At 68.6% G+C, this 25,357-nt stretch carries 13 protein-coding genes and 4 pseudogenes; 11 read left to right on the top strand and 6 right to left on the bottom strand.

Annotated elements, in window-relative coordinates; translation table 11 throughout:
* Window positions 1-65 precede the first annotated feature (65 nt).
* The 6 genes and pseudogenes from ACFXPX_RS18440 to ACFXPX_RS18415 all read left to right on the top strand — a co-directional run bounded on the left by ACFXPX_RS18440 (window position 66) and on the right by ACFXPX_RS18415 (window position 7,602).
* Window positions 66-1,427, top strand: a complete 1,362-nt coding sequence (locus ACFXPX_RS18440) for a tetratricopeptide repeat protein (protein WP_380642232.1) — start codon at window positions 66-68, stop codon at window positions 1,425-1,427.
* A 629-nt stretch (window positions 1,428-2,056) separates the two neighbouring features.
* Window positions 2,057-2,869 (top strand): annotated as a pseudogene (locus ACFXPX_RS18435) (IS5 family transposase).
* Window positions 2,870-3,302: 433 nt separating this feature from the next.
* Window positions 3,303-4,373 carry an ABC-three component system protein gene (locus ACFXPX_RS18430; protein WP_380642230.1) on the top strand — a complete coding sequence of 357 codons (1,071 nt, stop codon included), beginning with the start codon at window positions 3,303-3,305 and terminating at the stop codon, window positions 4,371-4,373.
* The gene (locus ACFXPX_RS18425; RefSeq protein ID WP_380642228.1) at window positions 4,370-4,903 is read left to right on the top strand and encodes a three component ABC system middle component; all 534 of its coding nucleotides are present in this window, start codon (window positions 4,370-4,372) and stop codon (window positions 4,901-4,903) included. The genes ACFXPX_RS18430 and ACFXPX_RS18425 overlap by 4 nt, the downstream gene beginning before the upstream one ends.
* A 4-nt stretch (window positions 4,904-4,907) precedes the next feature.
* A complete protein-coding gene (locus ACFXPX_RS18420; RefSeq protein ID WP_380642226.1) occupies window positions 4,908-6,857 on the top strand; it encodes a DUF3732 domain-containing protein in 1,950 nt (649 codons plus the stop codon).
* Between the two features lie 85 nt (window positions 6,858-6,942).
* A complete protein-coding gene (locus ACFXPX_RS18415; protein ID WP_380642224.1) occupies window positions 6,943-7,602 on the top strand; it encodes a hypothetical protein in 660 nt (219 codons plus the stop codon).
* A gap of 122 nt (window positions 7,603-7,724) precedes the next feature.
* On the opposite strand, the gene ACFXPX_RS18410 is transcribed toward ACFXPX_RS18415, so the two are convergent.
* The 5 genes and pseudogenes from ACFXPX_RS18410 to ACFXPX_RS18390 all read right to left on the bottom strand — a co-directional run.
* The gene (locus ACFXPX_RS18410; RefSeq protein WP_380642222.1) at window positions 7,725-9,689 is read right to left on the bottom strand and encodes a DUF3732 domain-containing protein; all 1,965 of its coding nucleotides are present in this window, start codon (window positions 9,687-9,689) and stop codon (window positions 7,725-7,727) included.
* Window positions 9,686-10,162 (bottom strand): three component ABC system middle component, encoded by a 477-nt coding sequence (locus ACFXPX_RS18405; RefSeq protein WP_380642220.1) that lies wholly within the window; start codon window positions 10,160-10,162, stop codon window positions 9,686-9,688. Before ACFXPX_RS18405 ends, ACFXPX_RS18410 begins: the two co-directional genes overlap by 4 nt.
* Window positions 10,159-11,298, bottom strand: a complete 1,140-nt coding sequence (locus ACFXPX_RS18400) for an ABC-three component system protein (protein WP_380642218.1) — start codon at window positions 11,296-11,298, stop codon at window positions 10,159-10,161. Before ACFXPX_RS18400 ends, ACFXPX_RS18405 begins: the two co-directional genes overlap by 4 nt.
* Before the next feature lie 645 nt (window positions 11,299-11,943).
* Window positions 11,944-12,180: pseudogene (locus tag ACFXPX_RS18395) on the bottom strand (oxidoreductase C-terminal domain-containing protein); the annotation flags it as partial.
* A gap of 57 nt (window positions 12,181-12,237) precedes the next feature.
* Window positions 12,238-12,442: pseudogene (locus ACFXPX_RS18390) on the bottom strand (transposase); the annotation flags it as partial.
* A 358-nt stretch (window positions 12,443-12,800) separates the two neighbouring features.
* On the opposite strand from ACFXPX_RS18390, the gene ACFXPX_RS18385 reads away from it, so the two are divergent.
* From ACFXPX_RS18385 to ACFXPX_RS18365, 5 genes are all read left to right on the top strand, one after another.
* Window positions 12,801-15,380: a tetratricopeptide repeat protein gene (locus ACFXPX_RS18385; protein WP_380642216.1), complete on the top strand. Its 2,580-nt coding sequence runs from the start codon at window positions 12,801-12,803 to the stop codon at window positions 15,378-15,380.
* A 393-nt stretch (window positions 15,381-15,773) separates the two neighbouring features.
* Window positions 15,774-16,964 (top strand): type I-U CRISPR-associated RAMP protein Csb1/Cas7u, encoded by a 1,191-nt coding sequence (gene cas7u / locus ACFXPX_RS18380; RefSeq protein ID WP_380642214.1) that lies wholly within the window; start codon window positions 15,774-15,776, stop codon window positions 16,962-16,964.
* A 6-nt stretch (window positions 16,965-16,970) separates the two neighbouring features.
* Complete coding sequence (csb2, locus tag ACFXPX_RS18375) at window positions 16,971-18,443, top strand: type I-U CRISPR-associated protein Csb2 (RefSeq protein ID WP_380642212.1); 1,473 nt, start codon at window positions 16,971-16,973, stop codon at window positions 18,441-18,443.
* Window positions 18,440-21,520: a type I-U CRISPR-associated helicase/endonuclease Cas3 gene (cas3u, locus tag ACFXPX_RS18370; RefSeq protein ID WP_380642210.1), complete on the top strand. Its 3,081-nt coding sequence runs from the start codon at window positions 18,440-18,442 to the stop codon at window positions 21,518-21,520. Before csb2 ends, cas3u begins: the two co-directional genes overlap by 4 nt.
* Window positions 21,521-21,522: 2 nt before the next feature.
* Entirely contained in the window at window positions 21,523-22,623 is a 1,101-nt protein-coding gene (locus ACFXPX_RS18365) for a hypothetical protein (protein WP_380642208.1), read from the top strand.
* A 2,564-nt stretch (window positions 22,624-25,187) separates the two neighbouring features.
* On the opposite strand, the pseudogene ACFXPX_RS18360 reads toward ACFXPX_RS18365, so the two are convergent.
* Window positions 25,188-25,357: pseudogene (locus tag ACFXPX_RS18360) on the bottom strand (NAD(P)/FAD-dependent oxidoreductase); the annotation flags it as partial.

Genomic DNA, 25,357 nt, shown 5'->3' with positions numbered 1-25,357 from the left:
CAGCGGTACGGTGGCGGCCCACCGACCCCGTTCAATCTGTTCAAGATCGCTCCAGGGAGGTTTAATTGACTGAACAACAGCTGCGCAACCATCAGCTCGCCTCAGTCATCGAAGAATCCGGGTACACGTACGAAGCCCTCGCCAAGGCGATCCGCACGGTCGCAGCCGAAGCCGGAGAGCCGCTGCGCACCTCCCGTTCGGCCGTCCACTACTGGGTGGCCGGCAGCACGCCGACCGGCCGGACGCCGGGCTACCTCGCCGAAGCCCTCAGTCGGAAGCTCCAGCGCAAGGTGACGCCGACCGAACTCGGCCTAGGCTGCGAACCGGTCGAGGAAGCCATGTACCCCGATCCGTTGGCCGCCGCCGCCGATCTCAGGAGGCTCATCGTGCACCGCCGCCGGGACTTCCTCGCGCTCGCGTTCTCCACCGCCGCCGTCGCGCTCCCGCTCACCTACGACCACCAAGCCGCCGCCGCCATGCTCCGCGCCGTCGCCAACGGCCGCCGCATCGGGGCCGGCGAACTGGAGACCGTACGACAGTTCACCGAGATGTTCCGCACCGCCGACGAACGGCACGGCGGCGGCCACGGCCTGGCCGCCATCACCACCTACCTCGACGACGTCGTCACCCCCATGCTCCACGCGGGCGCCTTCCCGAACGATGAGGTCCGCTGCGGTGCCTTCGGCGCGGCCGCTGAGCTGGCCACCCTGATCGGCTGGAAATGCCACGATGCCGGCCGGGAAGGCGCCGCGCAGCAGTTCTACCTGCTCGCTCACCAGCTCGCCTGCGAGGGCGACCCTGCCGGACACGCGGCATGGACGATGCGCGCCCTCGTCCACCAAGCCCTCGACCTGAAACAGCCCGCCGGCTGCGTCGACCTTGCCCAGGCGGCGATGGAGCGGGCGCACGGAAAGGTCGACCGGCAAACCGAGGCACTGCTGCTGATCACCGCGGCCCGTGCCCACGGGACGGACGGCGATAGCGCGACCGCCGCCAAGCTCATCCTCGCCGCCGAGGACGCCATGCTCGCAGGTGGCGCCGACACCATCCCCACCTACGCCGCAGCAGCCGGCCCGGCCGCGGCCACTGTGGCCTCCCACACCGGCCGGACCCTGACCGCGATGAAGGACAACAAGGCCGCCGAACGTCACTATCGCACCGCCCTCGACAGCCGGCGACCAGAGACCTACCACCGTCTCCGCGGCACCACCCTCGCGAACATCGCCAAGGCCGTCGCAGCCCAAGGACGCTATGAGGAAGCCGTCGAACTGTGGGGCCAGAGCCTCGACCTGATGGACGGCGTCGCCTCCCGCCGCAACCGCACAGAGCTGGACACCATGCACTCCGCCCTCGGCCTCTACACCAGGCGAGGAGTCCACGGCGCCGCCGAGCTCGCCCGCCGAGCCCAACTGCTGCGCACGGACTGACCTACGCATTGACCAGCAGGAGGCCAATGAGCACGTTTATGAACTCTCTTGACTGGGGGTCAAGGGGTCGCAGGTTCAAATCCTGTCGTCCCGACGTTAAAGTCGCAGGTCAAAGGGCCTGGAAGCCTAGAGCTTCCAGGCCTTTTCCTGTTGCCCGGGGACGCTCCGGGGACGCGATGACCGCCGCCGGTACGTCTACGCAGGTCAAAGCTGGTCTACGGTCTTACACGCGGGTGACCCGGGCCCTGTGGGTGGAGCCCAGGTATGTGGGTCTTTGCCATCGATGGGCTCGGAAGTGGCCGGACGATCAACGGATCGTCAGATCGACGCTTTGGTAGGGAAAGTGGCCCCGTTCGCGATCGGCATGTCCGACTCGGTCGAGGGCCAGGCAGCGATCGTTTACGCGGCGCAGTTCTACTCCGCGATAGCCAATGGTCAATCCATTGGCTCGGCTCACGCCCCAGGGAAGGCGGTTGTCGAGGTCGAGGGGTTCCCCGGGCACGAGTTGCTCACGTTGGCCCACACTCCTAACGCTGGCCCTTTCGCAACTGTCTTAAAGGTCCTGACAGAAGCCGCTGCGAGCGTGACTGCAGGTCGTGCTGCTCGTTGGTCGGTGCGTGGGGAAGAGGATCTCTCGTCCGTGGATCGTGTCGGACGAACTGTGGGGACTGATCGAGCCGTTGCTTCCACCGGAGCCGCCGAAGCTCAAGCCGGGGCGCCCTCGGGTGCCGGACCGGCAGGCGCTCTGCGGGATCCTGTTCGTGCTGCACACGGGCATCCAGTGGGAGTACCTGCCGCAGGAGCTCGGCTTCGGCTCGGGCATGACCTGCTGGCGGCGACTCGCGGCCTGGAACGAGGCCGGCGTGTGGGACCGGCTCCACCTGGTCCTGCTGCGAAAGCTGAGGGCGGCCGGACAGCTCGACTGGTCCAGGGCGGTGATCGACTCCAGCCACGTCAGGGCCGCCCGACGGGGCCCAAAAGTGGACCGAGCCCGGTCGACCGCGCGCGACCGGGCAGCAAGCACCACGTCCTCGTCGACGGGCAGGGCATCCCGCTCGCCGTGTCGCTGACCGGCGGCAACCGCAACGACGTCACCCAACTGCTTCCCCTGCTCGCGAAGGTCCCCGCCGTGGCCGGCCTCGTCCGCCGGCCACGGCGCAGACCGGATCTCCTGCTCGCCGCTCGCCGACCGGGGCTACGACCACGACAAGTACCGGCGCCTGGTGTGGAAGCAGGGCATCAAGCCGGTGATCGCCCGACGCGGAGTGCCCCACGGATCAGGACTTGGCGTCCACCGTTGGGTCGTCGAGCGCACTATCGCCTGGCTCCACGGCTTCCGCCGCCTGCGGATCCGCTGGGAACGGCGCGACGACATCCACGAAGGCTTCCTCGGCCTCGCCACCTGCCTGATCACTCACAGGCATGTCCAACGCCTTTGTTAGGACCTTTTAGTCAAGCCGTTCCGCTGATCCCTGGCCCCGCCGTCTCGTCCGACCGTCGTCTTGAAGCCGACGAAGCGCCTGCCAGGCTCGGGGGTGTAGGTGACGAGGCAGGATCATCCCAACCGACTGGATCAACCACGCCCGGGACCTCAGCTCCCGCCCACAGATCGGATGAAAGCACCACACCCGAACAGCGGGCTGCGATGTGGTCCTCACGCTTGGAGCTTGGAGCCCCCGACCAGGCGCGGATAATGGCCTGGTTGACTGCGAGGACCGGCAAAGGCTGCGGCTTGCTTCAGAGGCAGGGGGTTCATTAGTGGCAGACACCTCGCACGGTGCGGCCCCGAGCGCGCTCGGGTACCAACACCAGACGTGGTGGGCCCTCCTGGAACTGCTCCGAACCGGGGATGACCGGCCGGACGGGACAATTGCCTTGGAGCTCTACGATGACGTGTCCTGGGAGGAACACGGGACGCCCACCGAGCTCCTGCAGCTCAAACACCACCGCAAGGGCAGCCGGCTCCTTACAGACCGCTCCCCGGACGTATGGGACACGCTGAAAGTCTGGATGGACACAGCTGCACCCGAAGACCCCGCAGGGCCGACTCTGGTGCTCGTGTCGACGCAGACCGCGAAAAGCGGATCCGCCATCGCTGCACTGCGCCCGCAGTCACGCGACCAGGCATGGGCCCTGGAGGTCCCGGAGTCGGTGGCCCTTGACTCCCAGTCCGACGCGACGGGTCGAGCCCGGCAGCAGTTCCTGGCCCTCGGCTCGTTGGACCGGCAGACGTTCTTGTCCAAGATCCGCGTCGTAGACGACTCCGATCACATCCAGGACATTCCCGCAGCCGTCCGCCGTGCGCTGTCGTGGGCCCTGCCGCCCGGGCACGAAGACGCGTTTCTGGCGCAGGTGTGGCACTGGTGGGACGGTCAGGCCCTCGCCATGTTGCGCCGCCTCCAGGACGGTGTCGAGGTGGGCGCCGCGAAGGCCGCCATCGCAAGGATCCGCGACCGGTTCACCCAAGCGGACCTCCCCACCTATCTTGAGCGTGCCGATGTGGACACCTCCGCGGTGACCGCCGAGCACACAGACGCTCTGTTCGTACAGCAGATGCAGTGGGTGGCCTACCCACCCCGGAACCTCCAGGGAGCGGTCGTCGACTTCTACCGGGCCACCACCCAGACGATCCGCTGGTTGGACGAGTGCCTCATAGGACCTGAGGAACTCAACCGCGTGCAGGAAGAGCTCGTCGACGAATGGGACCGGGCCTTCGAATGGATGGCCCTGGGACTCGCCCCGAACGCCGACGAGGCCACCAAGCAGGCCGCCGGTCGACAGCTACTGCGCGACTTGACGGAACGCGCAGCGAGAACCGTTCGACCGCGCTACAGCGATGCCTTCTTCACCCGGGGACAGCGTCACATTCTGGCCGACTGCGGCCAGGTTGGCTGGCATATTGACTACGCCGATCGTATCCAGGCCCCGCGTGAGGAGCGACCATGACCACGCCGCCCACCCGCCAGGATCAGCCGCCGCTGCTCGGCAGCGCCTGGGCCAAACGCCCGCCGCTGGTCGGTGCCATGTTCAATCCCGCTTTGATCACCTGCCTCCTGGCCAGCACCATCAGCGGTTACAGTGGCGGGCGTTCCTCCCAAGGCATGCCGTGGATGCTCTCCTACATTGCCGCCCCTCTGGTACTGCACCGCAGTACCAGAGAAGCTCTACCAACGGGCGCACGCGCGCGCACTTCCCACCTCGGCGCCTGGGTCCAGGAACACCCCCTCCTTCGCGCCGGCTTTCCCTCCCGGGCCCAAGCTTTGGTCACCCCCGTGCGCGCGGGCCTACGTTTCGGCCTCAGGCACCAGGTCCTCGGCCTCACGGACGACCGCCTACAGACGCGCTTGCACCGGCAACAGCCGCAACCACAGCACCCGGAACTCGACGACATCATCAACTGCGCGCGGAACGCCGGACGATGGCTGTCCAGCCTGGACACCGCCAGTGCCTTCTCTCTGCTCGGCGTGGCACCCTGAACGGGTGCAACTGCTTGCGATCATCCTCTACAGCACCCGCGGGGACCGTCGAATCGTCTCCTTCAAACCGGGCGCGCTCAATGTGGTGACAGGTGACTCGGCCACGGGCAAGAGCAGCCTTCTCGGGATCTTCGAGTACTGCATGGGGCGCTCTACGTTCGATTTGCCCGCCGGACCGGTCGCGGACGCTGTCTCCTGGTATGCCGTGCTCTTCCAGTTGCACAACGGCGGGCGCGCCTTCGTCGCCCGGCGCGCTCCAGGCCCCGGCGGGAAGGCCAGCACGAGGGCCATGCTCAGGCTGAGCTTGGACCAAGGGCCGCTGGAGTACGAAGAGCTCAAGCCTGAGCTCAACATCCACGCCGTAGGTGAGCAACTCGGACGACGCATCGGCATCCGCGAAAACACCTACGAAGACTCAGCCGGCCGTACTGTCGAGGCGAACCTCGGCCACGCGACCCTGCTATGCCTCCAAGGCCAGGCCGAGATCGCCAACAAGGATCTGCTCTTCCATCGGCAAGCCGAGCCATGGATTGGGAAGGCACTCAGGGACACGTTGCCGTACTTCATCGGCGCTGTCCCGCAGGCACAAGCACGCAAGCACGCCCAGTTGGCCACAGCAAGAATGCAGGCACAGCACGCGGAAGACAGCTACCTCACCGCGCAGGAAGCCGAAGCAGCCACTCGCAGGGCGCTCAGCCCGTTGTGGGAGGACGCCCGCAGACTGGGCATGGTTGCTCAGAACCCACCAGCCGGCTCTGCGGCCTGCATCGACGCGCTCCGACAAGCCATCACCGCAGACCACGACCCGAAGCTGATAGAAGGCAACCCACAGGCCGAGCAACGGATGGCCAGCCTGCGCCACCAATGCACGGAGCTACGCGACCAGCTGAGGGCGGTGGTTGCCGACCGTCAGATCCTTCTTGACCACGGCAAAGCAGCAGAGTCCTACGCCACATCCCTGACGATCCCCACCGACCGACTCACCTCGCTGAACCTGCTGGGACTGACAATCGACCAGAGGGAGAATCCCCTGGCCGAGCACGATGCCGCGATCTGCGTGCTGTGCGGTTCGGACCTCCCGGAAGCGGATCCGACCCCGGCTGCCCTCAGCCGCAGCCTCGATCACCTCAGTCGGCAGCTTTCCGCGGTCGTGTCCGTTCCAGCGAACAGCCGGCAGGCGCTGGAAGAACTCGACGCCCGTGCCCAGGAGCTGCGTGACCGCCTCCTGGCGGCAGAAGGAGCATTGCAGACCCTGATCTCCGAGCAGAATCTGACGGCGCGTCTTTCCCAGCGCGGACAAATCGACTTCCTGCGAGGGCGCATCCACGGTGTGCTCAGTACCTTGCCCGCCACCTCCGGCGACGACATGAACCAACTCCAGGGACTGCGCGAAGCCGCCGCTGCGAGGGTCGCGTCGTTGGAAGCGGAACTGAGCCCGGAGACCCGTCGTCGGGAGCTCGACGACCGCTTGGTCGCCATCGGGCAAGACATCACGGCGTTGGCCCATCGACTCGGACTCGAACACGCTGATCAGGTCTTTCTCGACCCAGACCGGCTGACCCTCTCCTTCCGCAGCCCTGACAGCGGGCTTACCCTCTCGCGGCTTGGCAGCGGGCAGAACTGGGTCGGCTACCACGTCCTTGCGCACCTCGCACTGCACCGCTACTTCGTGCAGCACAACCGGCCCGTGCCCCGCATCCTGTGGCTCGACCAGCCGACCCAGGCGTGGTACCCGGATGGAGGCGCCCAGCACGCGAAGGCCGACCAGGAGGCTGTGCGCCGGCTCTTCGAACTGATTGAGTCCGTTGTCCAGGAAGTGACACCGAACTTTCAGGTCATCGTCGTCGATCACGTCGATCTCCCGAACCCCTGGTTCCAAGCCGCTGTTGGCCACAAATGGCGTGGAGGACAGGAGAAGCTCGTGCCCCTCGAATGGCTCGACAGGACTGACTGAGTCAGCAGCGGACACAGCCGGCACCGACGCGGGCGAGGTCGGCGCCAGCGCCGACGTGTACGGGCTGGCGCAAACCCTCTACGTGGTGGCTAGTCGCGAGGGCCGCTATCCGCCCGGCGGCCCGCTCTGCGCTGACGAGGAGGTCTACGCCTTCCGGCAATGGCAGGACACGCGTGGCATTTCTGGTCTTCGGCACGTCCTGGAGGCAGCCACGTGTGTCAGTTCCGCTGCACGCCTCACCATGGCGGAGCTCGCCCGCCAGATGCGTATTTGGCTGCAGCTTGAACAGGACTCGCGGACCCTCCCTCGATCATCTGACAATCGGATCTTGGGGCGGGGGTTCTTCGACGACATATTCCGGCAATTTGAGAGAGACAAACAAGCCACGGTTCGGGATATGGCGCATGCTCTCGACAAACTTGCCGATGCGTACTTCTCAGCTGGCGATGACGCCACAGAAGGGGGGAAGAACGACTGGTTGGGGGAGTACGAGTGGCCAGAGCAGCCAGCAGGAACCGTGAGTTTAGAAGGCGTGAGGTTCGTTTATCACGTCGAACACCCCGCCGAGGGTCTGCGAGTTGTGCTTGGGGCCCAGACCGAGGGCGGCGCTGTCTCTTTCGCTGTAGAGCTCCAGAGGTTTGCGTCCACCCAGTGGCAACTTGTATGGCAGAGCGCCACCACCCATAGGCACCAAAAGCGCCTGCCTTCTGTTCAGCAGGAGCTGGCAGGTCTGATGAACCAGTGATGGATCAGCTTACGCAGTACGGCTACTGACGGGTGAGGCCTGGAGCCGTCCAGCCACCCGCACATAGCGGCCTGGCGGGGCCCACGGACGGACTTCCTGGGTGAGATCCGCCCGGCCGCTCATTAACTGTCTGGGGTCGGGGACTCCATCCAGGTCGAGGGTACGAGTCCTGAATCGTTGCCGTAGCGCCAGCGTTCGACGACGTGCTGGCTGAAGACTGGGTCGTCTAGGTCAGCATGTTCCATGACGATGACCTGCATCTTGCCTTCGAGTTGCTGCAGCGTTCGGTGAATGGCCTCGTAAATGTTCAGTAGATGCGTGCGGTCGTTGGTCTGCAGGACTTCCTCGCCGGTCGGTTCCGCTGGGAAGTACACCTGCGACGGTTGGTCGAGGACCAAGACGTTGGGAACTGGGCTCTGGTGCCTGGTGAACCAATCATGGAGGCTTAGATGGGTAGATACGTGGTAGCCCAGGTGGTTCTCGGCACTCCCCATGTCCTTGAGCTGGACTGGTCCGTCGGTGGTGTCGGCGACCACAGTGAGCCGGTTGAGATCGAGCCGGATGGGCGAGGTCGCGAAGTCCAGGTCCAGGCTCATGGCCTTCTCCCTGATGCCCTGGTTGATCAGGGACAAGAAGCTGGCGAGGCGCTCGTCCTGGGTGCTCCCGCTGAGCTGTTCCTCTAGCCCTGCGATCTGCTCGCGCAGCTCGTCACGGCGGTCCAGAACACGAGGCGCCGCGCCCTGCTGAGCGATCGTGTCGACGTAGAAGCTGATACGCCCCTGGACGATGGCGGCCCTGCGCAGGTCATCGGGCTCCTGTTGGGTCGTACGCAGGCTCAAGGTGAGTTCTTGAACCTGTTCCTGGTTGCGGGCAAGTTCTGAGCGGAGCTCTTGCAGGCGGTCTTCCTGGTCGGCGATGAGCCGTCGGATAGCGGGGGTGTCGTTTCGGATAACCCCGAGATCGCCGTCGAGGAGGGCGAGGTCCCGTGTGAGGCCGGCGATAGTGTCGTTCGCCGAGGGGATGGTGCTGTCGCAGACGGGGCAGTGATGGACATCCCTGGCTTCTGTGTCCTGGCGGAGGAGGCCGAGGGACGTGAGGCGGGCGCGCTGTTCGATGGCCTCGTTGCTGAATTCGTCGTTCTCGGCGAGGGCGCCCTTGAGGTCGGCGATCCGAGCCCGAGCCAGCGCGAAGTCCCGACGCAGATCCGCTCGGCGGGCGTGGAGGGTCGCAAGGGGGTCGCCATCGGTCTCGTGGGGCCGCAGTGTGCCGCTGCGGGCCAGTTCATTGCGGAGACGACGGAGGATCTGAAGGACATCGTCTGCCGATTGCGCGCTGGTCTGCGGGGGCAGCAGGGCGGCTTCGATGGCTTCGATCAGGAGTGCCTGAGCCTGGCCGCTGGCGGGGGTTCGGTCTGCGGATACGGCGAGCTTGGCCTCGTTGTCGGCCAGGTCCCGGCGAAGGTTACGGAGCTTGTTGTGAAGCAGGGCCTGCTCGGGGTCGACCGCGCCGAGGAAATACGGGACGACTCCCCGGATCGTGTTCGGCCTCCACTCCTCACCCTGCGAGTGGAAGAGAACATCGGGGTTAGCGACTTCGTTCTGAGCCTGGAGGCAGAAGAAGAGGGCATGGCGGATGGACGGGGCTATGAGTGTGTTCTTGCCGACGGCCGGCACACGGACGGTGCTGTCGATGCCGCAGAAGTCGCTCAAGTAGGCCTTGGCAGTGTCCTCGGGCGTCGTGAAGCGCAGATCTTCCAGGGCTGGTGGCAGGCTGCCGGGGGCCTGGGTGAGCACACACATCGTGGAGCTGGTCTTGGCGTTGTCCTTGGGCGCCTGACGGGCAACGAAGAGCTGCTCACCGGGCTTGGTGAGGGTGATGCCGTAGGTGCTGACGTAGGTGCGGACCTTGCCTGCCTTGACGGGATAGTCGGAGCTGGCGAGGCAGTAGTCGATGATCGTCAGCAGTGCGCTCTTTCCACGTCGGGAGTCACCCGTGACGATGTTTAGGGCGCCGAGCTGGAATGAGACGGTACGCATCTGGCCGGGCTTCTTGCCGTAGATGGTGACCGATTGAATTTGGAACGTCACGGTTTGACTCCGAGAAGGGCCAGGACTGTGCTGAGGCTGCCCGTGCTGGGCAGCCAGCGCCCGAGGAACTGGGCGGCCTGCTGCATCGCGATGGTCTGATCGGTGGCTCCCTTGACCCCCTTGGTGGTGGGGCCCAGGGCCAGGGTGAGTCCCCCTGTTGTGGCCAGCAGGGTCCTGGTCTGGAGGGCAAATAGGACGCCGGGGCGAACCACGGCGGCGAGGGGGGCCGCATTGCGGGTCATGGCGATGCGTACGCCGTCATTCGCCTCGAGCCACTTCATCAGTCCGCTGTTCAGGGTGCCCGGGAGGGCTGCCCTGACCGAGGGCTGAAGGGCCATGATCCCTGCCACGACGGCCACGGGCAGCGGACAGGGGGAGTCGTACTGCCGTTCGTGCCCTTGGACGGCGCGGGTGCACAGGAGCGCCGTGAAGGCGGGGTTGTACAGGGCGCGCTCTTCGCGGCTGAGGTTCACCCAGGCACCTCGACGGGCTCAAGAAGCTGCATCAGGCGGGCGGCGAAGTCGGGATGCCAACCGACTCGGCAATCGTCGGCGAGCATCTGGTAGGAGCCCTTGGTCACGAAGACCTCGTCGCATCCGGCGCGGATCTGGAAGCGGGCTTCTTGGTCGACCCATCGGTAGATGTGCTTGGCCTCAGCCTTCTTCTGCTCCTCGGTGGCCTCAGGCCCGAGTTCTTCCTCCATCACAGCAAAGCGGGCTTCCCACTCTTCCACCAGCCGACGCTCGTACTCGCCGATCTCACCAGGTCGCAGCAGGTTCTCGTTAGTCCATCGCGAGCGCTGCGCGAAGGCGCGCACGTAGTCTCGGACTGCGAAGCGGATGCGCGTCGAGCCCACTCCGATGAGTCCCAGTTGCCGGACGAAGATCTTCTCTGCCTGTTCCAGGGGGTCGCCGGTCATGAGGGTGATGTCGCCGTCGATCGGCAGATTGTCGTGCTGAAACTGTCGCTGGAGGCTACTGAATACCTCGTCGAACTCAACGCCAGTGATAGGGCTGCCACCTGGTGTGCGCATCTGCTCGATCACGCGGTCGTAGAACCAGCCCTCCAGCCGGTTCAAGAAGGCTTTGGCGGCGTCGTGGCCGGCGGCCACGGCGGCGAGGCGCAGCATCGCGGTCCGGACGTCGGCGATGTCCTCGGTACCCCCGACGACCTGGACTCGCGCAAGCAGGGCGCTCTGCAGCGGCTTGGCCATGCCGGTCAGCGCAGCGAATGACTTCAAGAGGTCCTGGCTCTTGGTCTTCGAGGCTTCGGCTGCAGCGCAGAGCTGCTTCAGGGCCAGCTCTTCGTCGCGGTGTCCCGTGTCGCGATGCTGGAGGAGATAGCCGACGCTGCCTGCAGGCAACTCAGCTGTGGTGAGCAGGTAAAGATTCGTCTCGTCGAGGTCGATGCGTCCTGCCGTGGCCGCCTCTGCCCAGATCCGGAGGGTCTTCCACAGATCCTTCGACGTATCGGTCAAACGCACGCCCTCGGCACGCTGTTTGAGCTGTAGAAGGTCAGTCACGGAGCCCACATGCTGCTCGATGTCGTCGGCGGCCTCAACCGCAATGCTCCAGTCAGGGCCAGCGCTCATCCACTGCTCGAAGCACATGTGCAGAGCCTTGGCGAACTGGAACAAATAGCCCAAAGCTGACGCTGACGCCTCGTACTGCTCTCCGCCGTCTGCCACCACACCCCCAAAGCCAGACCGGTCCCGCGATCATTCCATGAGGTCGACGATCCGCGTAAGGGTGGGTGCAAACCGCGAATCGCGCCGTACCGGGCGGACACGCCGCCGCGGGTGTGCCGACAGAACGTAGTGGGTGGAGGACCGGTCGGACAGGCCGACGAGCCGCATCAGCCCGGTCTTCGCCGATTCGGCGTCTGACCAAGTCCAGATTCCGCGAAGATCGGGGTGAAGTGCTCCCGCTGAGCCTGGCTTCGCTCGGCCCAGGCGGAAATATGGCCGCTGGAGCTGCTCCAGGCGGTGGACGGGGCGAGCTGGACCTCACCGCGTTGCTGCGCCCCCCGCTGCGCGGGCCGCCGCCGTCAAGCAGGTGCTGAAGGTGACCTGGGACGCCCTCGCGCTGCCGGGCCGCGACGTCCGGGACCTGCCGTTGCGAGAGCGGGGAGGCACCAGAGCGTTCGCTGGCCCGTCCGCCCTCGCAGATGAACCGGCCCCGTCCGCGTGCATCCCTCAGCGGTGAACGGACGGGGTCTTGGTTGGCTGCTCGTCGACCAGGGCTCTTGCCGTGTCTCAGACCTCGCCGAGGGGGACGTTCGGGTCCGCCAGGCGGTCAGGGTCCACCGCGCGCTTGGAGACGATCAGGTCGCGGATCGGGTCGGTGACATCCCAGATGTTCATGTTCATGCCCGCGAGGACCCGGCCGTCCTTGAGCCAGAACGCGATGAACTCGTTGGCCTTCACATCCCCTCGGAACACGACCCGGTCGTAGCCGTCGGGCTCGACGTAGCCGAGGTATTCCATGCTCAGCTTGTCGCGCGAGGCCACCGGCTCGTTAGGATGCCGGGGTGTCCACTCGGCATCGGGCCAGGACTGCGGCAAGTAGAGCGTCCGGCCGATCGGGGTCCGGCCCAGTTTGTCGGAGTAGGCTAGGAAGACTCCGACTTGGCGGGTTCTCGGTGCGGCCGTCGGTGCCGCAGTACTGCCGCTCGACTCCGGCGGAGGTGGTGCCCTTCTTCACGAAGCCGGTTTCGTCGATGATCAGTACCCCGTCGTCGGCGCCGAGATGCTCGCCGAATCCCAGTCCGGCCGCAGGATTATGTTCGACGAGGGTGTGGTTGTCCGACGGCTGTCGCCGCGTCACCCCACCTCGCGTGGGCCGGGACGACGTTGCCGGCCGCCCGAGCCGATGGCCAGTCAGAAACGCTCCGCTGACTGTCGGGGCACCTCCCCTCCCGGGCCTGACACGCCCACGCCGGCGCCGAGCGTGCAGATCCGGTCCCCGGGCGATCAGCCACTGGATCAATGGCGACAGCTCGGACCACAAAGGAGTCGATCAACGGCCGGCAGACGGCTGCCGCCCGCGCAGTCGGCGCCCGGCCCGCTAGCGTCGCCCCACGGTGTCGGGGCGGCCAGCGGGAGGGAACCGAGTGGCGAGGTGGCGGCAGAACTACACCCCGGGTGTGATCATGGCGTTGACCGGGGCGCGCTGCCAGTGGCCCGGCTGCGGACGTCCACTGGCCGCACCAGTGGACGACGAGCCGGTGCTGGACGGCGAGATCGCCCACATTCGCGCCTCGCGGCCGGGTGGCAAGCGCCACGATCCCGGTTGGACGCGCGAGCAGTTGAACGGCTTCGGCAACCTGCTCTTGCTGTGCGCGCCGCACCACAAGGCCATCGATGGCAGGAAGGCTGACAACTACTCGGTGGCGGAACTCGAAGGCTGGAAACACGAGTATGCCGCGGTCATGAACGACTTCTGGCGTCGGGACCCCGACGCCGGCTCGACTCAGCTGCCCGCGCCCCCGGCGGCATGGCGGTCGTGGCCGACCGTCGCCGCGCTCGACCCGCCGGCTGCCGGGGTCCACCCCGGGTGGCCGCACCGCGGCGACGCCCTGCCGCAGTACGTTCCGCGGGACCTCGATCCGCACCTCGCCGACCTCCTGACCCAGGCCGGCGCACGCGGAGGACTGGTGCTGGTGGCCGGTGACACCGCGTCCGGCAAGTCCCGACTCGCCCACGAGGCGAGCCGCCGTGCCCTGCCCGACCACCTGGTCCGCCTCGCGCCCAGAGGCGGTCTGCGGGAGGCGATCGCCGCCGTCCTGCGCTGCCCGAAGCCCTGCATCCTGTGGCTGGACTACCTCGAGCGCCACACTGGATCGGACCGGCTGCGATCGCAGGACGTGGCCGAGCTGAGGCGCTGTCGGATCCCGATCCTCGCCACCGTGCACACCCGGCACTTCCCAGCCCCCGCCACCCACCCGCACCGGGACAACGGGCGAACGACCGAGCCCGTGCTCTCGCAGGCCGTGCTGGACCAAGCCGCGACCGTCTTCCTCGCCCGCTCCTGGAGTGCGCCCGAGCTGGCCCGCGCCCGCGCCACGGACGACCCACGCACTCGGAGCGCCGTCGACAGCTGCACCCACGGGGGAGTGAGCGAGTTCCTCGCGGCTGGCCCAGCACTCTGGGCAACCTGGCAGGCAGCGTGGTGGATCGGCGGGAACCCCACCGCGGCCGCCTTGGTCCGCAGCGCGGTGGACCTGCGTCGGGCAGGGCTCCAGGGCCCCCTGCCCACCGATCTGCTCACCCGCGCGCACCGGTACTACCTGGCCGACGCCGGCGCCGACCTGCTGCGCCCCGAGCCCCTCGACGCGGCGTTCTCCTGGGCCCGGGAGAGCCGGATCGGGATGACCAGTCTGCTCCAGCCGGCCGCGGACGGCGCGCACCTTCTCTGTCCCGCCCTCCTCGACGGCGCACCGCGATCCGAGCCGGCCATCCACCCGCTGCTCTGGTTCGAGGCACTCGGCAGCGCCCCGGACCTCACCACCACCCTGACCGTCGTGTCCAACGCGGAGCGGGAACACCCATCGATCACGCCCTGGCTCTGGCGTTGCCTGCGCGAAGCCGGCCTCATCCCGGCCGTTTGGGGCGAGGCCTTCGCCCTGATTCGGCAAGGCCGGCCCGAGGACGCACTCGACGTCCTGCGCGAACACACCGAGCGGCACGACCCGCTGGCACGCCGCTTCACCGCCCTCGCCCTGAAGGAACTCGGGCGACTCGACGAGGCGCAGGCCGCATGCCGTGAAGCCCACGCGCTCGGAAACCCGGACGGCCTGGTCGACCTGGCGCAGATACTGGCCGAGCGGGGCCGGCTGGACGAAGCCGAGAACGCCCTCCGCCGGGCTGCACGAGCCGGAGCAACCAACGCCTGGTTCAATCTCGGCGTCCTCCTCGCCGACCGGGGGAAGACCCGACCAGCCATCCGCGCCTACCGCAAGGCTGTGGCCGCAGGGGACCTGGACGCACTGGGGAACCTCGGTGGACTCCTCGCCGACACCGGACAGACCCATGAGGCCGAGACCGTACTGCGGCGAGCGGTCGAACGGGGCAACCGGGAAGCGGAGCTGGAACTGGCCAACGTCCTCAAATACCTCCACCGCACCGACGAGGCCCAGCAGCTCTACGAGCGGCTCATCGATCACGGCGACGCCCGCGCCCGGATCAACCTCGGCAACCTGCACGCTGCCAACGACCGCCCTGAGCAGGCCGAGCAAACCTACCGCGCGGCCCTGGAAGCCGACCTGCCCGTCGCCCACGAGTACCTGGGACGCCACCTGGCCGGCCAGGAACGCTGGCACGACGCCGTACCGCACCTGCGGCACGCGGTCGAGCAGGGCGCTCCCGGCGCCAGCCTCCGTCTCGGCCACGCACTGCAGCAGGAGGGTCGGACCGAAGCGGCCAAGGACGCCTACCGCGACGCCGCCCGCGCCGGTGATCCCCTCGGCGCCGTCGGCTTCGCCTGCCTGGCCGACGAGACCGAGGCCGACGAGCGGCGCCTCCTCCTGCAGCAGGCGGTCGACGCGGGAAGCCCGGACGCGATGCTCGTCGTGATGGTCGAACTCGACCACTCCGGGCACCCCCGCGAGGCCGAAGCCCTTCGCCGCCGCATCACCGCCTGCGGGGACCCCCTGGTCTCCGGGCTCCTCGCCACCTACGCGCCCGTCAGCTGACGCTCCCTGGGCCGCAGGCCCGTCTGGCGGTTACTCAGGGGGTGACAGAGCCGGACGTCCTGTCCTTTTAGTCCAGCGCCCGCAGGGCCAACCTTGCCAGCAGCCGCCGGTAGGCCTCCTGCGGGCGGTCTCCTTGGCCGGCAGGAGGACCACCTCCCCGCGCTGGGCGACGAACCGATACCCGGATACGGCCGGCACCACATCCTGCGCGGGGTGCGCCACCTCGACGAGCAACTGCCCGGCCTCCGGCAGGTACCCGACCGCCGCAGAGTTTAGTCCAAGTAATCTCTGTAAAAGTAGTTCTGACGATCTATCACTCAGATGAGTGATGGTTGTCGGTGGGGGCTGCTTCGATGCGAGCTGTCCGAGAGGTTCTGCCCAAGGAGGGTTTTCATGGAAGCGTTGTACGAGCGGCTGGCCGAGGCGGCGAGCGGGCTGTCGGCGGACGGTGCGATCCGGCTCGTGGCCCAGTACGAACCGGTGGCCGGCGTGGGAGCGCCTGTGGCGCCGCCGACGGTGAAGCTCATGGAGAGCGACAGTCCGGGCCAGTTGTTCGAGAACCGGTGGGTCGGCGAGGAACGCACGAGGGTGGTGCTGCTGGACCAGCGGCAGTCGCAGGCGAACCGCTGCGAGACGGCTCTGTTGGAGGCCGTCGACCGGGGGGATGTGGTGGTGCCGCACCTGGCGCTGCATGTGACCGCGGAAGGCCGGGGCCTTCGGATGACGAACTTGGATGCGCCGCACCGCTCCCGTGATGCCTACTTCCGGGACGCGCTGGACGAGTCCGGGGTCAAGTTCGACGAGACGGACACGGGCCGGGCGCTGCGCGATACCGGGACCGGAGATGTGCGCGCCTTCCTGGAGTCGGCGCCGTCGGACCTCGTGTACGGGCTGTGGGACTCGCACCGCAAGCGCCGCGTGCAGCTGAAGGTACCGCGCACCTACACCTCGGAGATGGTGGGCCTGGATCCGCTGTCCGGGAAGAGGGCGGCGGGGCGCTTCGACAAGTGGAACTTCCCCGGCGACAACGTGGAGCTGACCGCCGACGGCTGGAGGCCGGTCGAGGGCAGCGGGAAGAAGGGCAAGGGGAAGACGCTCAAGGCGTCGGCGGTCGGGCACGGCATGATCCCGCCGGTCGAGGGCATGGGCGGGGTGACAGTCCGGGCGATCGAGCGGAACGCGACGCTGGCCATGGCGGGCCTGCGGGCTCTGCGCTTCGGTGACGCCTCGAAGGAGTACGTGCGGGCGGGGAGGACCCTGCTGGCGGCGCTGGCGCTGGTGGGGGACCGGCTGGCGTTCGCGGCTCCGGCGGTGCGGCTGCGGTCGGGCTGCGACCTGCTGCTGGTGTCGGAGCGGATCGAGTGGGTCGGTCGCGGGCGCGAGGGCGTGGCGGTGACGGAGCCGCTGGAGCTGGACACGGCAGCGCAGGCGCTGGAGCTGTTCGAGTTCGCGCGCTCGCGGGCCGAGGAGGCGGGCCTGGTGTGGTCGAAGGAGCCGGTGCGGCTGCGGCCGAACTCGCAGGTGCAGCAGGCGATCGAGCGCTCGTTCCGGCTGGAGGGCATCGGCGAGGCGGAAGGCGAGTAGAGCGTCATGCCTTTCCACATCTCGGTGGAGTTGCTGGAGCCGCTCTACCAGGCGACCGCCATGGACGGCGAGCGCGCGGAGTGGCCGCCCCACCCGGCCCGCCTGTTCTGCGCGCTGGTCGACCACGCCGACCTCAAGGACACCGCACACCGGATGGCGCTGACCTGGCTGGAGGCGCAGGAACCGCCAGTGGTCACGGTGCCGGCCAGGCCGATGGAAGCGGACCACCCGCGCGCGGCGTGGGTGGTGACCAACATCGTGGACCCGAAGAAAGTGACCCACGGCCTGCTGCCGGGACGCACCGCCGGCGGCGTGCCGCGCACCTGGGCACAGAAGACGCTGTCCGGTACGCGGATGGTGTTCAGCTGGGCTGCGGAGCCGGGGGAGGAGCTCGCCCCGGTGCTGAAGGAACTAGCCCGTCGGGTGCCGTACTTCGGGCGCTCGACCGGGGCCGGGCTGCTGGATGCCTGGTGCGGCCCTGACGAGCCCGGTGACGAGCACGGGAGGCGGCAGCGCTGGAGGCCTGCCGCCAACGGGGAGTACCCGAAGGGCTCGCGGCCGATCCGGATCCCCTACCGCGGCTATCTGGCGTGGCTGGAGGAGGCGTTCGAGGAGCAGCGGCCAGCCTGGAGCCAGTCGGTCACCCACCACTACCTCGACCCCGACCACACCGACCGGGACGAGCCGGCGGTGGCGGAGGGGCCGTTCGGTGACCTGCTGACGTTCTCGTTCGCCCCAGGCGTGGCGTTGGACCCGCGGTGGACGCTGGAGCTGACCGGCCAGCTGCGGAGCATGGTGATGGGCACGTTGGAGGCGATGGGCCACGACGTCGAGGCGATGACCACGGTCCACGGCCACAAGAACAGCCCGGACGACCCAAGGCCGGTCGCCTACCTCGCGCTGCCGTTCGCCGGACACCACCACGCCGACGGGATGCTGCGCGGCCTGGGCATCGCCCTGCCCAGCGAGATGCCGAAACAGGACCGCAAGGCGCTGCTCGCCGCCCTCCTTCGCCACGACGGGGGCCTGCGCTGGATCCGGGTCGCGGACGGGGAACCTCTGGACCTGGTACGGGTCAGTCCCGCCGACCACGACCAGTGGCCGCAGACAGTCCAGCCGGGCACGTGGCAGGGGCCCTCCACGGTGTGGACCACGGTGCTGCCGACGGTCCTCGACCGCTTCCCCAAGAAGTATGAGGAAGCCGCGTGGGCGGACTCGGTCGCGGCCAGCTGCATCGCCGCCGGGCTTCCCGAACCCGCGCATGTGCAGGTGAGCCCCCGCGGCGCGCTCGTACCCGGTGCGCGGGGCGTGGACGGGTTCCCGGTGCGCCGCAAGGAGGGAGAGCGACCGCTGCCGAGCTGCCATGTGCGCCTGACCTTCCCCGTGCCGGTGACGGGGCCGGTGGTGCTGGGCAGCAAGAAGAACTTCGGCCTGGGCCTGTGCCGGCCGGAGCCCGATTTCCAGGAGGACGACCAGTGACGGGCACCGAGCGGCTGCCGACGATCGAGGCAGCCGAGTTCCCGGCCTTCTTCCGGGAGGTCCACCACCACATTCACTGCCCCGACGGGTACGCGACCGCGACCTGTGACGGGTGCGAGGGCTGGGCGCCGTTCCCGTGGCAGAGCGCCTACCTGGACGCCGTGGCCGACGGCGCCGACTGGCCCGACCTCGATGTCCCCACCGCCCTGGGCAAGACCACGTTCATCGACATCTGGCTCTTCCTCCTCGCCTGGGAACACGCCCGCGGACTGGGCCGGGAGCACCGGACGGTGTCGCTGCGGCTGTTCTTCTGCGTCGACCGGCGCCTGGTGGTCGACCAGGCCCACCAGCACTCCACGGAACTGGCCGCAGCTCTCGCCGGGGCGCCGCCCGGCTCGGTGCGGGCGAAGGTCGCCGCATCGCTGCGCGACCTCGGCGGCGGAGCGTCACCTCTGGAGGTGGTGCGGATGCGCGGCGGCACCAGGTGGGAGTCGAACTGGGTGCGCAGCCCGGCCCAGCCGCTGGTGGTGACGTCGACCGTGGACCAGTACGGCAGCCGCCTGCTGTTCCGCGGCTACCACACCTCACCGCAGCGGGCTCCGATCGACGCTGCCCTGACCGGGTACGACGCCCTGCTCGCTCTGGACGAGGCCCACCTGTCGAAGGCCTTGCTGGCGACCGCCGCCGACACCGCTCTCTACCAGCAGACGGCGGCGCGCGGGGAGTTGGCGGCACGGGCGCTTCGGGTGGTGAGCCTGTCGGCAACCAGCGCCACCGGCGGTCGGCCCTGCCTGGGGGTGGGTGGTGCCGACCGCGCCCATCCGATCGCCGGGCGGCGGATCGCGGCCGAGCGCCACGTGACGCTGCTGGACGCCAGCGGCTGGTCGAAGAAGCCCGCCGAGGCGTTCGCCCTCGCCGCCGGAACCGCCCTGGACGCCGCCCTTCCCCTCCTGAAGCTGCCCGCGGTCGCGGTGATCGCCAACACCATCACCCACGCCCGCGCCGCCCACGAAGCACTGGCCCGGCGCACCGACGTGGACGTGCTGCTACTGACCGGCCGCTGCCGGCCCGCAGAGCGCGACCTGCTCGTCACCGGCCCGCTGGCAGAACTCCTCACCGGCATCGACCCCGACCGCGAACGCCCCCTCGTCGTGATCAGCACCCAGACCCTCGAAGTGGGGATCGACTGCACCTTCGGAGCGATGGTCAGCGAATGCGGCGACTGGGCCTCCGCCCTGCAGCGCCTCGGACGCCTCGACCGCCGCGGCGAACTCGGCCCCGTACCCGCGATCCTCGTACGCACCCACAACCCCGAGGACCCCGACCGCATCCCCGTCTACGGGCCAGCCGCCGCCAACTCCTGGCAGTGGCTCACCCAGCACACCCCCACCCACGACACCCAGGACCCTGCTGAGCTGACCCGCCACCTCCTGGGCGGACTGGTCCTCAACCCCGCCACCTTGCCCCAACTTCTCGACGGCACCGACACCGCACCGCTCACCCGCGCCGGCGAACACATCCCCCCGGTCGAGCAGGTACGCCTGGGCGCTTTCGCCCGCACCAGCCCCATCCCCGTCCCCGACGAATCCCCCGCCCCCTTCCTCCACGGCCTCGACACCGGCCAGCCCGAAGTCCAACTACTATGGCGCGCCGACCTCCCCACCGACACCACCGACCCCGAGACCCTCGCCGAACACATCCGCACCACCCCCGTCCACCCTGGCGAAACCCTTGCCCTGCCCCTCGCGACGGTGCGCCGATTCCTCACCGAACCCCGCGCGACCCCCGACACCAGCGACCTCGAAGGCCCCGATGCCGACATCACCCCCGAACCCCGCAACCTACCCACCCGCCTGCGCACCACCGTCCTCCAACGCGAGACCGACGGCACCTGGACCACCGCGCGCAGTGTCGGGGACCTGAAGCCCGGCGCTACCCTCGTCCTGCCCACCACCGCCGGCGGCCACGACGCCTACGGCTGGACCGCCGACCCCCACACCCCCGTCCCCGACCTCGGCGACCACCCCACCGACCACACCCGCACCCCGCTACGCCTGGACCCGGCCGTCCTGGCCAGCACCACCGGCAGCGACCCCGAGCACTTCACCCCGCTCATCAAGCAGGCCCTCACCGACCTCACCGCAGACCCCGACGACCCGGACACCCTGAGCACGACCGACGCGGTCCGCGCCGCGATCACCAGCCTGCTCGCCGCCCTGCCCACCGACACCCCAGCCGACGGCCCCACCCGACACACCCCGGCGCTGCGCCGGCGCCTGGAAGCCCTGCTGGAGGTCACCGAGTGGCGCACCGGACGGTCGGCCGCGGCCGGGGTGGTGCTACTCGACCACGGTGCTCCGGGCCGGATCGTCCTCGTCCCGCCCCGGCTCGCCGACGCCGGCCGCTACCGGATCGCCGTGGACGACGAAGACCTGGACAGAAGCAGCCTCACCCGCACCGTCACCCTCAAGTGCCACCATGAGGCCGTCGGCGAACGCGCCCGCGTCTTCGCCGAGGCCGTCGGGCTACCCGAGGACCTGGTCGACGCCGTCGTACTCGCGGCCCGGGCCCACGACTGCGGAAAGGACCACCCGCGGTTCCAGTGCATGCTCTGCTCCGGTGACCGCCTGCTCGCCGAATCCCTGCCCGAACCCCTCGCCAAGTCCGGCATGGACCCCGCCGACCGCGCCGCCCGCCGACGCGCCGCCCGCCTGGCCAACTGGTCCAAAGACCTACGCCACGAAGCCCTCAGCGCCGCCGCCGTCCACACCTGGCTCGCCACCGACCCCACCACCGCCCGAGGCCTCGACCACGACCTCGTCACCCACCTCGTCGCCGCTCACCACGGCTACGCCCGCCCGATGCTGCCCGCGTTCGCCGACCCTGAGCCGGTCCTCGTCGAATGCACCATGCCCGACACCACCACCATCACCGTCTCCAGCACCGTGATCGGCACCGACTGGGCCGGCCCCCGCCGCTTCCGCGCCCTCAACCGGCGCTACGGCTTCTGGGGCCTGGCCCTCCTCGAAACGGTCCTACGCCTCGCCGACATCGCCTGCTCCGAAGAAGGCAGCTGACCATGCACCAGCTCGAACTCCCCGCCCTGCGCTCCGACGACCCGCTCGGCTTCCTCGCCGCCCTCGGGGTCCTCGAACTCACCACCGCCACCCTGCCCACCGAGCCGCACCTCCACTGGAAGGGCCCGGCCGGCGCAGCCGTCCTCACCACCGACCAACCCCTCACCCTCGACACCCTCACCGAACTCCTCACCACCCACCTCCCGCCCAAGCCCGCCCGCACCGCCGGGAAGCTTGCGGACGCAGCCGAGACGGAAGACGGAGAAGGCGAGGACGCAGACACAGCCGGCGCCGAAGGGGAAGTCTGGGACTCCTTCCCCCACGTCCCCGGACTCCTGACCCGACCACGCGAGAACGCCACCGCCCCCAACGAAGCCCTGCGAATGCGCGTCGACACCGCGCACCAGACGCTGCGCGAACTCGCCCAAGCCGAACGCGAAACGGGCGACCGCCACGCCTCCTGGTTCGCCTCCCTGGCCAACGTCATGTGCTTCGAAGACACCAAACCCAAGACCGGCAAGAACGACCCGGAACCCGAGGAAGAACCGAGCTCCGCCACGGTGCGCCGCACCCCCGTCACCCCTCTGATCGCCGCCGCCGGCCAGATGACCATCACCGGCCTGATGCAGAAAGCCGTCCTCGGCTGCCACAAGGACCCGAGGCAGCTCCGCTCGGCCCTGGACGGCTGGCGCCGCATCCCCGACTACGCCTCCGCCAACTTCGACCACCGCTCCCTCGGCGACGCCCACACCAATTCCGAAGGCAAGCCCTACCAACGCGGAGCCCCCGGCCCCACCTGGCTTGCCCTCCACGCCCTCGCCACCTTCCGCCTCACCGCCACCGGCCGCACCCAAGCCGCCACCAGCTGGGACACCACCGACAGCCGCGGCGCCCTACGCTGGCCCGCCTGGACACCCCCACTCACCACCACCGACGTGACCGTCCTCCTCGAACACCCCGCCGTCCGCGCCACCGAACCCAGCAACACCCGCAACGCCGGCATGCTGACCAACCTCGGCGTCACCGCCCTCTACACCGCACCCCGAACCGGCCTCAAACAATCCAACGGCCCCCTCGCCGCCAGCCGCCACCTCTGGCCCTGAACCCCACCCCCGGCCACCCCACCAACACCCGATCCTTGACAACTCCACAGCGCCAACACCGAGAAAACCGTCCCGGCCGGACACGACTTCGGAACCACAAGCACACACGAGAACACCCCATCGCGCCAAAGCGAGAAGTCCGAATCACCCCAAATGGAACCCACGTATGCACGGCAGCCAACCCGCCGAACCACCAGACCAGCAGCTCAACCGCCGTCGCTCCGCACCATCCCGGTGCGGCACCATCGCAGCTTCAGTGGCTGGGACATCGCGGGCACGCTGAGCCGCGTCGCTCCGCACCATCCCGGTGCGGCACCATCGCAGCATCTCCGGCGAGGAGAACTCCGCCGACACCTGGCTGTCGCTCCCCACAGTCCCGGTACGGCACGGCCGGCGGTGTGTCACTCCGCACTATGTTGGTGCGGTACTATCGCAGCTCCTCTACCTCGACCGCGAGCTCGGCTTTCTTGGTGTCCCCCCGCACCCTGCCGGTGCGGCACCATCGCAGCTCCGACGAGGCCGAGAAGATCCTCCCCGGCCTCACGTCGCTCCGCACCATCCCGGTGCGGCACCATCGCAGCATCATCTCGGTGACGTTGCAGAAGCGGCTGAACCGGGGTCGCTACGCACCACCCCGGTGCGGCACCGTCGCAGCATCCAGTGCTGGAACCCGCGGACCGCCAGGACCGCATCGTTCCTCTGCACCTCACCAGTGCGGCTTCACCGCAGCCACAGAACGATGTCGGCGGGCCGGCCCGCCGTAAGCGGACCTCCGCACCACTTCGGTGCGGCACCATCGCAGCACCCACCCCACGAGTCCGCTGCTCTGGACGCGCTCGTCGCTCCGCACCTTCCCGGTGCGGCACCATCACAGCGACACAGTCGAGGAAGCCCTCGCCGTGGCCCACGAGTTGCTCCGCACTACCCTCCTGCGGCGCCATCGCAGCATGTCCGCGCAGGCCGCGCACGCGTCCGGGTCTTGGTCGCTCCGTACCTCCCTGCTGCGACACCATTGCAGCCGGCAGTTCGTCACCACGATCCCTCCGCCCGAACCGGAGGCCCTCCGCACCTGACCAGTGCGGCACCATCGCAGCGCCTCGCCACCGGTTTCGTCTTCCGCTCAGACGCGCCAGTCACTCCGCACCATCCCGAGGCGGCACCATCGCAGCTACGACAACGCCTCCCTCAAGGTCCACGCCGACCTCGTCGCTCCCGCACCATCCCGGTGCGGCACCATCGCAGCGCCCCCGGCAGCCACAGCCCCTGGTTGGGGCCGAGTCGCTCCGTACCCTCCCGGTGCGGCACCATCGCAGTGTCTCGACCACTCAGATGGCCGGCCGTCAGTACGGGCATCGCTTCGCACCGTCCCGGTGCGGCACCATCGCAGCGCCAACCGCATGCGCTACGCCAAGATCGGCGGCAGTCGCTCCGCACCATCCCGGTGCGGCACCATCGCAGCTCCCGCTGGCACGATCACCCGGCCGTCGAGGACTGGGGTCGCTCCGCGCCATCCCGGTGCGGCACCATCGCAGCCCCGGCTCCGACAACCTCTGGCTCCTGCGCTGCGACGTGCCTCCGCACCGCTTCGGTGCCGCTCCTTCGCAGCCAGCACGCCAGCCTGCTGGCCCGTTCCAGCGTTCTTCCGCACCGCTTCGGTGTGGCTCCGTCACAGCGTCCTGATGGATCCGCCGGTCGGCGCCACTTCGGTGGTGTCTCCGCACCGCTTCCGTGCGGCACCATCGCAGCTCCAACCCGGCCGAGTTCTGCGGCGTCTTCCTCGATGTACCTCCGCACCACTACTTCGGTGCAGCTCCATCGCTGCGCCTGCACGGCCTGCCGGCTCATCCCCGCGGCGTGCCTCCGCACCACTTCGGTGCGGCACCATCGCAGCCCCTTGAGATCGGTGGCGTTGGGCTGCGTCCACGCATGCCGCTCCGCACCCTCCCCGCGCGGCACCATCGCAGTTCCGTTTCCGAGCAGAACGTCAACCGCGCGCTCCGTAGTCGCTCCGCACCATCCGGGTGCGGCACTATCACAGCGCGGAGCATGCGTTCATGAACTTAGACGCTGGCACATCCCCCTCCACACTATCCAGGTGCGGCACCATCGCAGGCCGTTGAGGATCTGCCTGTCGAGTTTGTAGTCGAGGTTGCTCTGTACCACCCCGGTGCGGCACCATTACAGCGAGATCGGCGAGTAGGACCTGTAGATGAGTGTCCCGAGTTCCACGCTTCCGAATGGGGTTGCCTGTGGAGCGTGGCTGAGGATCGTAGCGGCAGGGGTATGGATGGGGACTTGCCGAGGACCACTCGTCGTCTACTGCCATGTCTGAGACGCCCCTTCGGCGAACGAACAGCGCGGGCTGTCGTCTGATGTGCAGCGATGGCTATGGCCGGGCGGCTGGGGGTCAAGTGGCCGGATGGGTCGCGCGACACGGTTTCTCCCTACTCGGCGAGGGTTGTACGCCCGCCGGAGGGAGTCCTGGCCACTGAGCCGGTCCCGTTCGTGCGGCCCGCGGTGGGGGTCGGTTGGCTGCTCGCTGGCCAGGGCTCCTGTCGTGTCTCTCAGACCTCGCTGAGGGGGATGTTCGGGTTCGCCAGGCGGTCGGCGTTCACCACGCGCTTGGAGACGATCAGGTTGCGGATCGGGTCGGTGACATCCCAGATGTTCATGTTCATGCCCGCGAGGACCCGGCCGTCCTTGAGCCAGAACGCGATGAACTCGTTGGCCTTCA

Origin of the sequence: Kitasatospora sp. NPDC059146 (assembly GCF_042786665.1) — a bacterium.
Lineage (GTDB): Bacteria > Actinomycetota > Actinomycetes > Streptomycetales > Streptomycetaceae > Kitasatospora.
The sequence above is the reverse complement of the archived record's forward strand: the minus strand, read 5'-3'. Positions and strand labels throughout refer to the sequence as shown.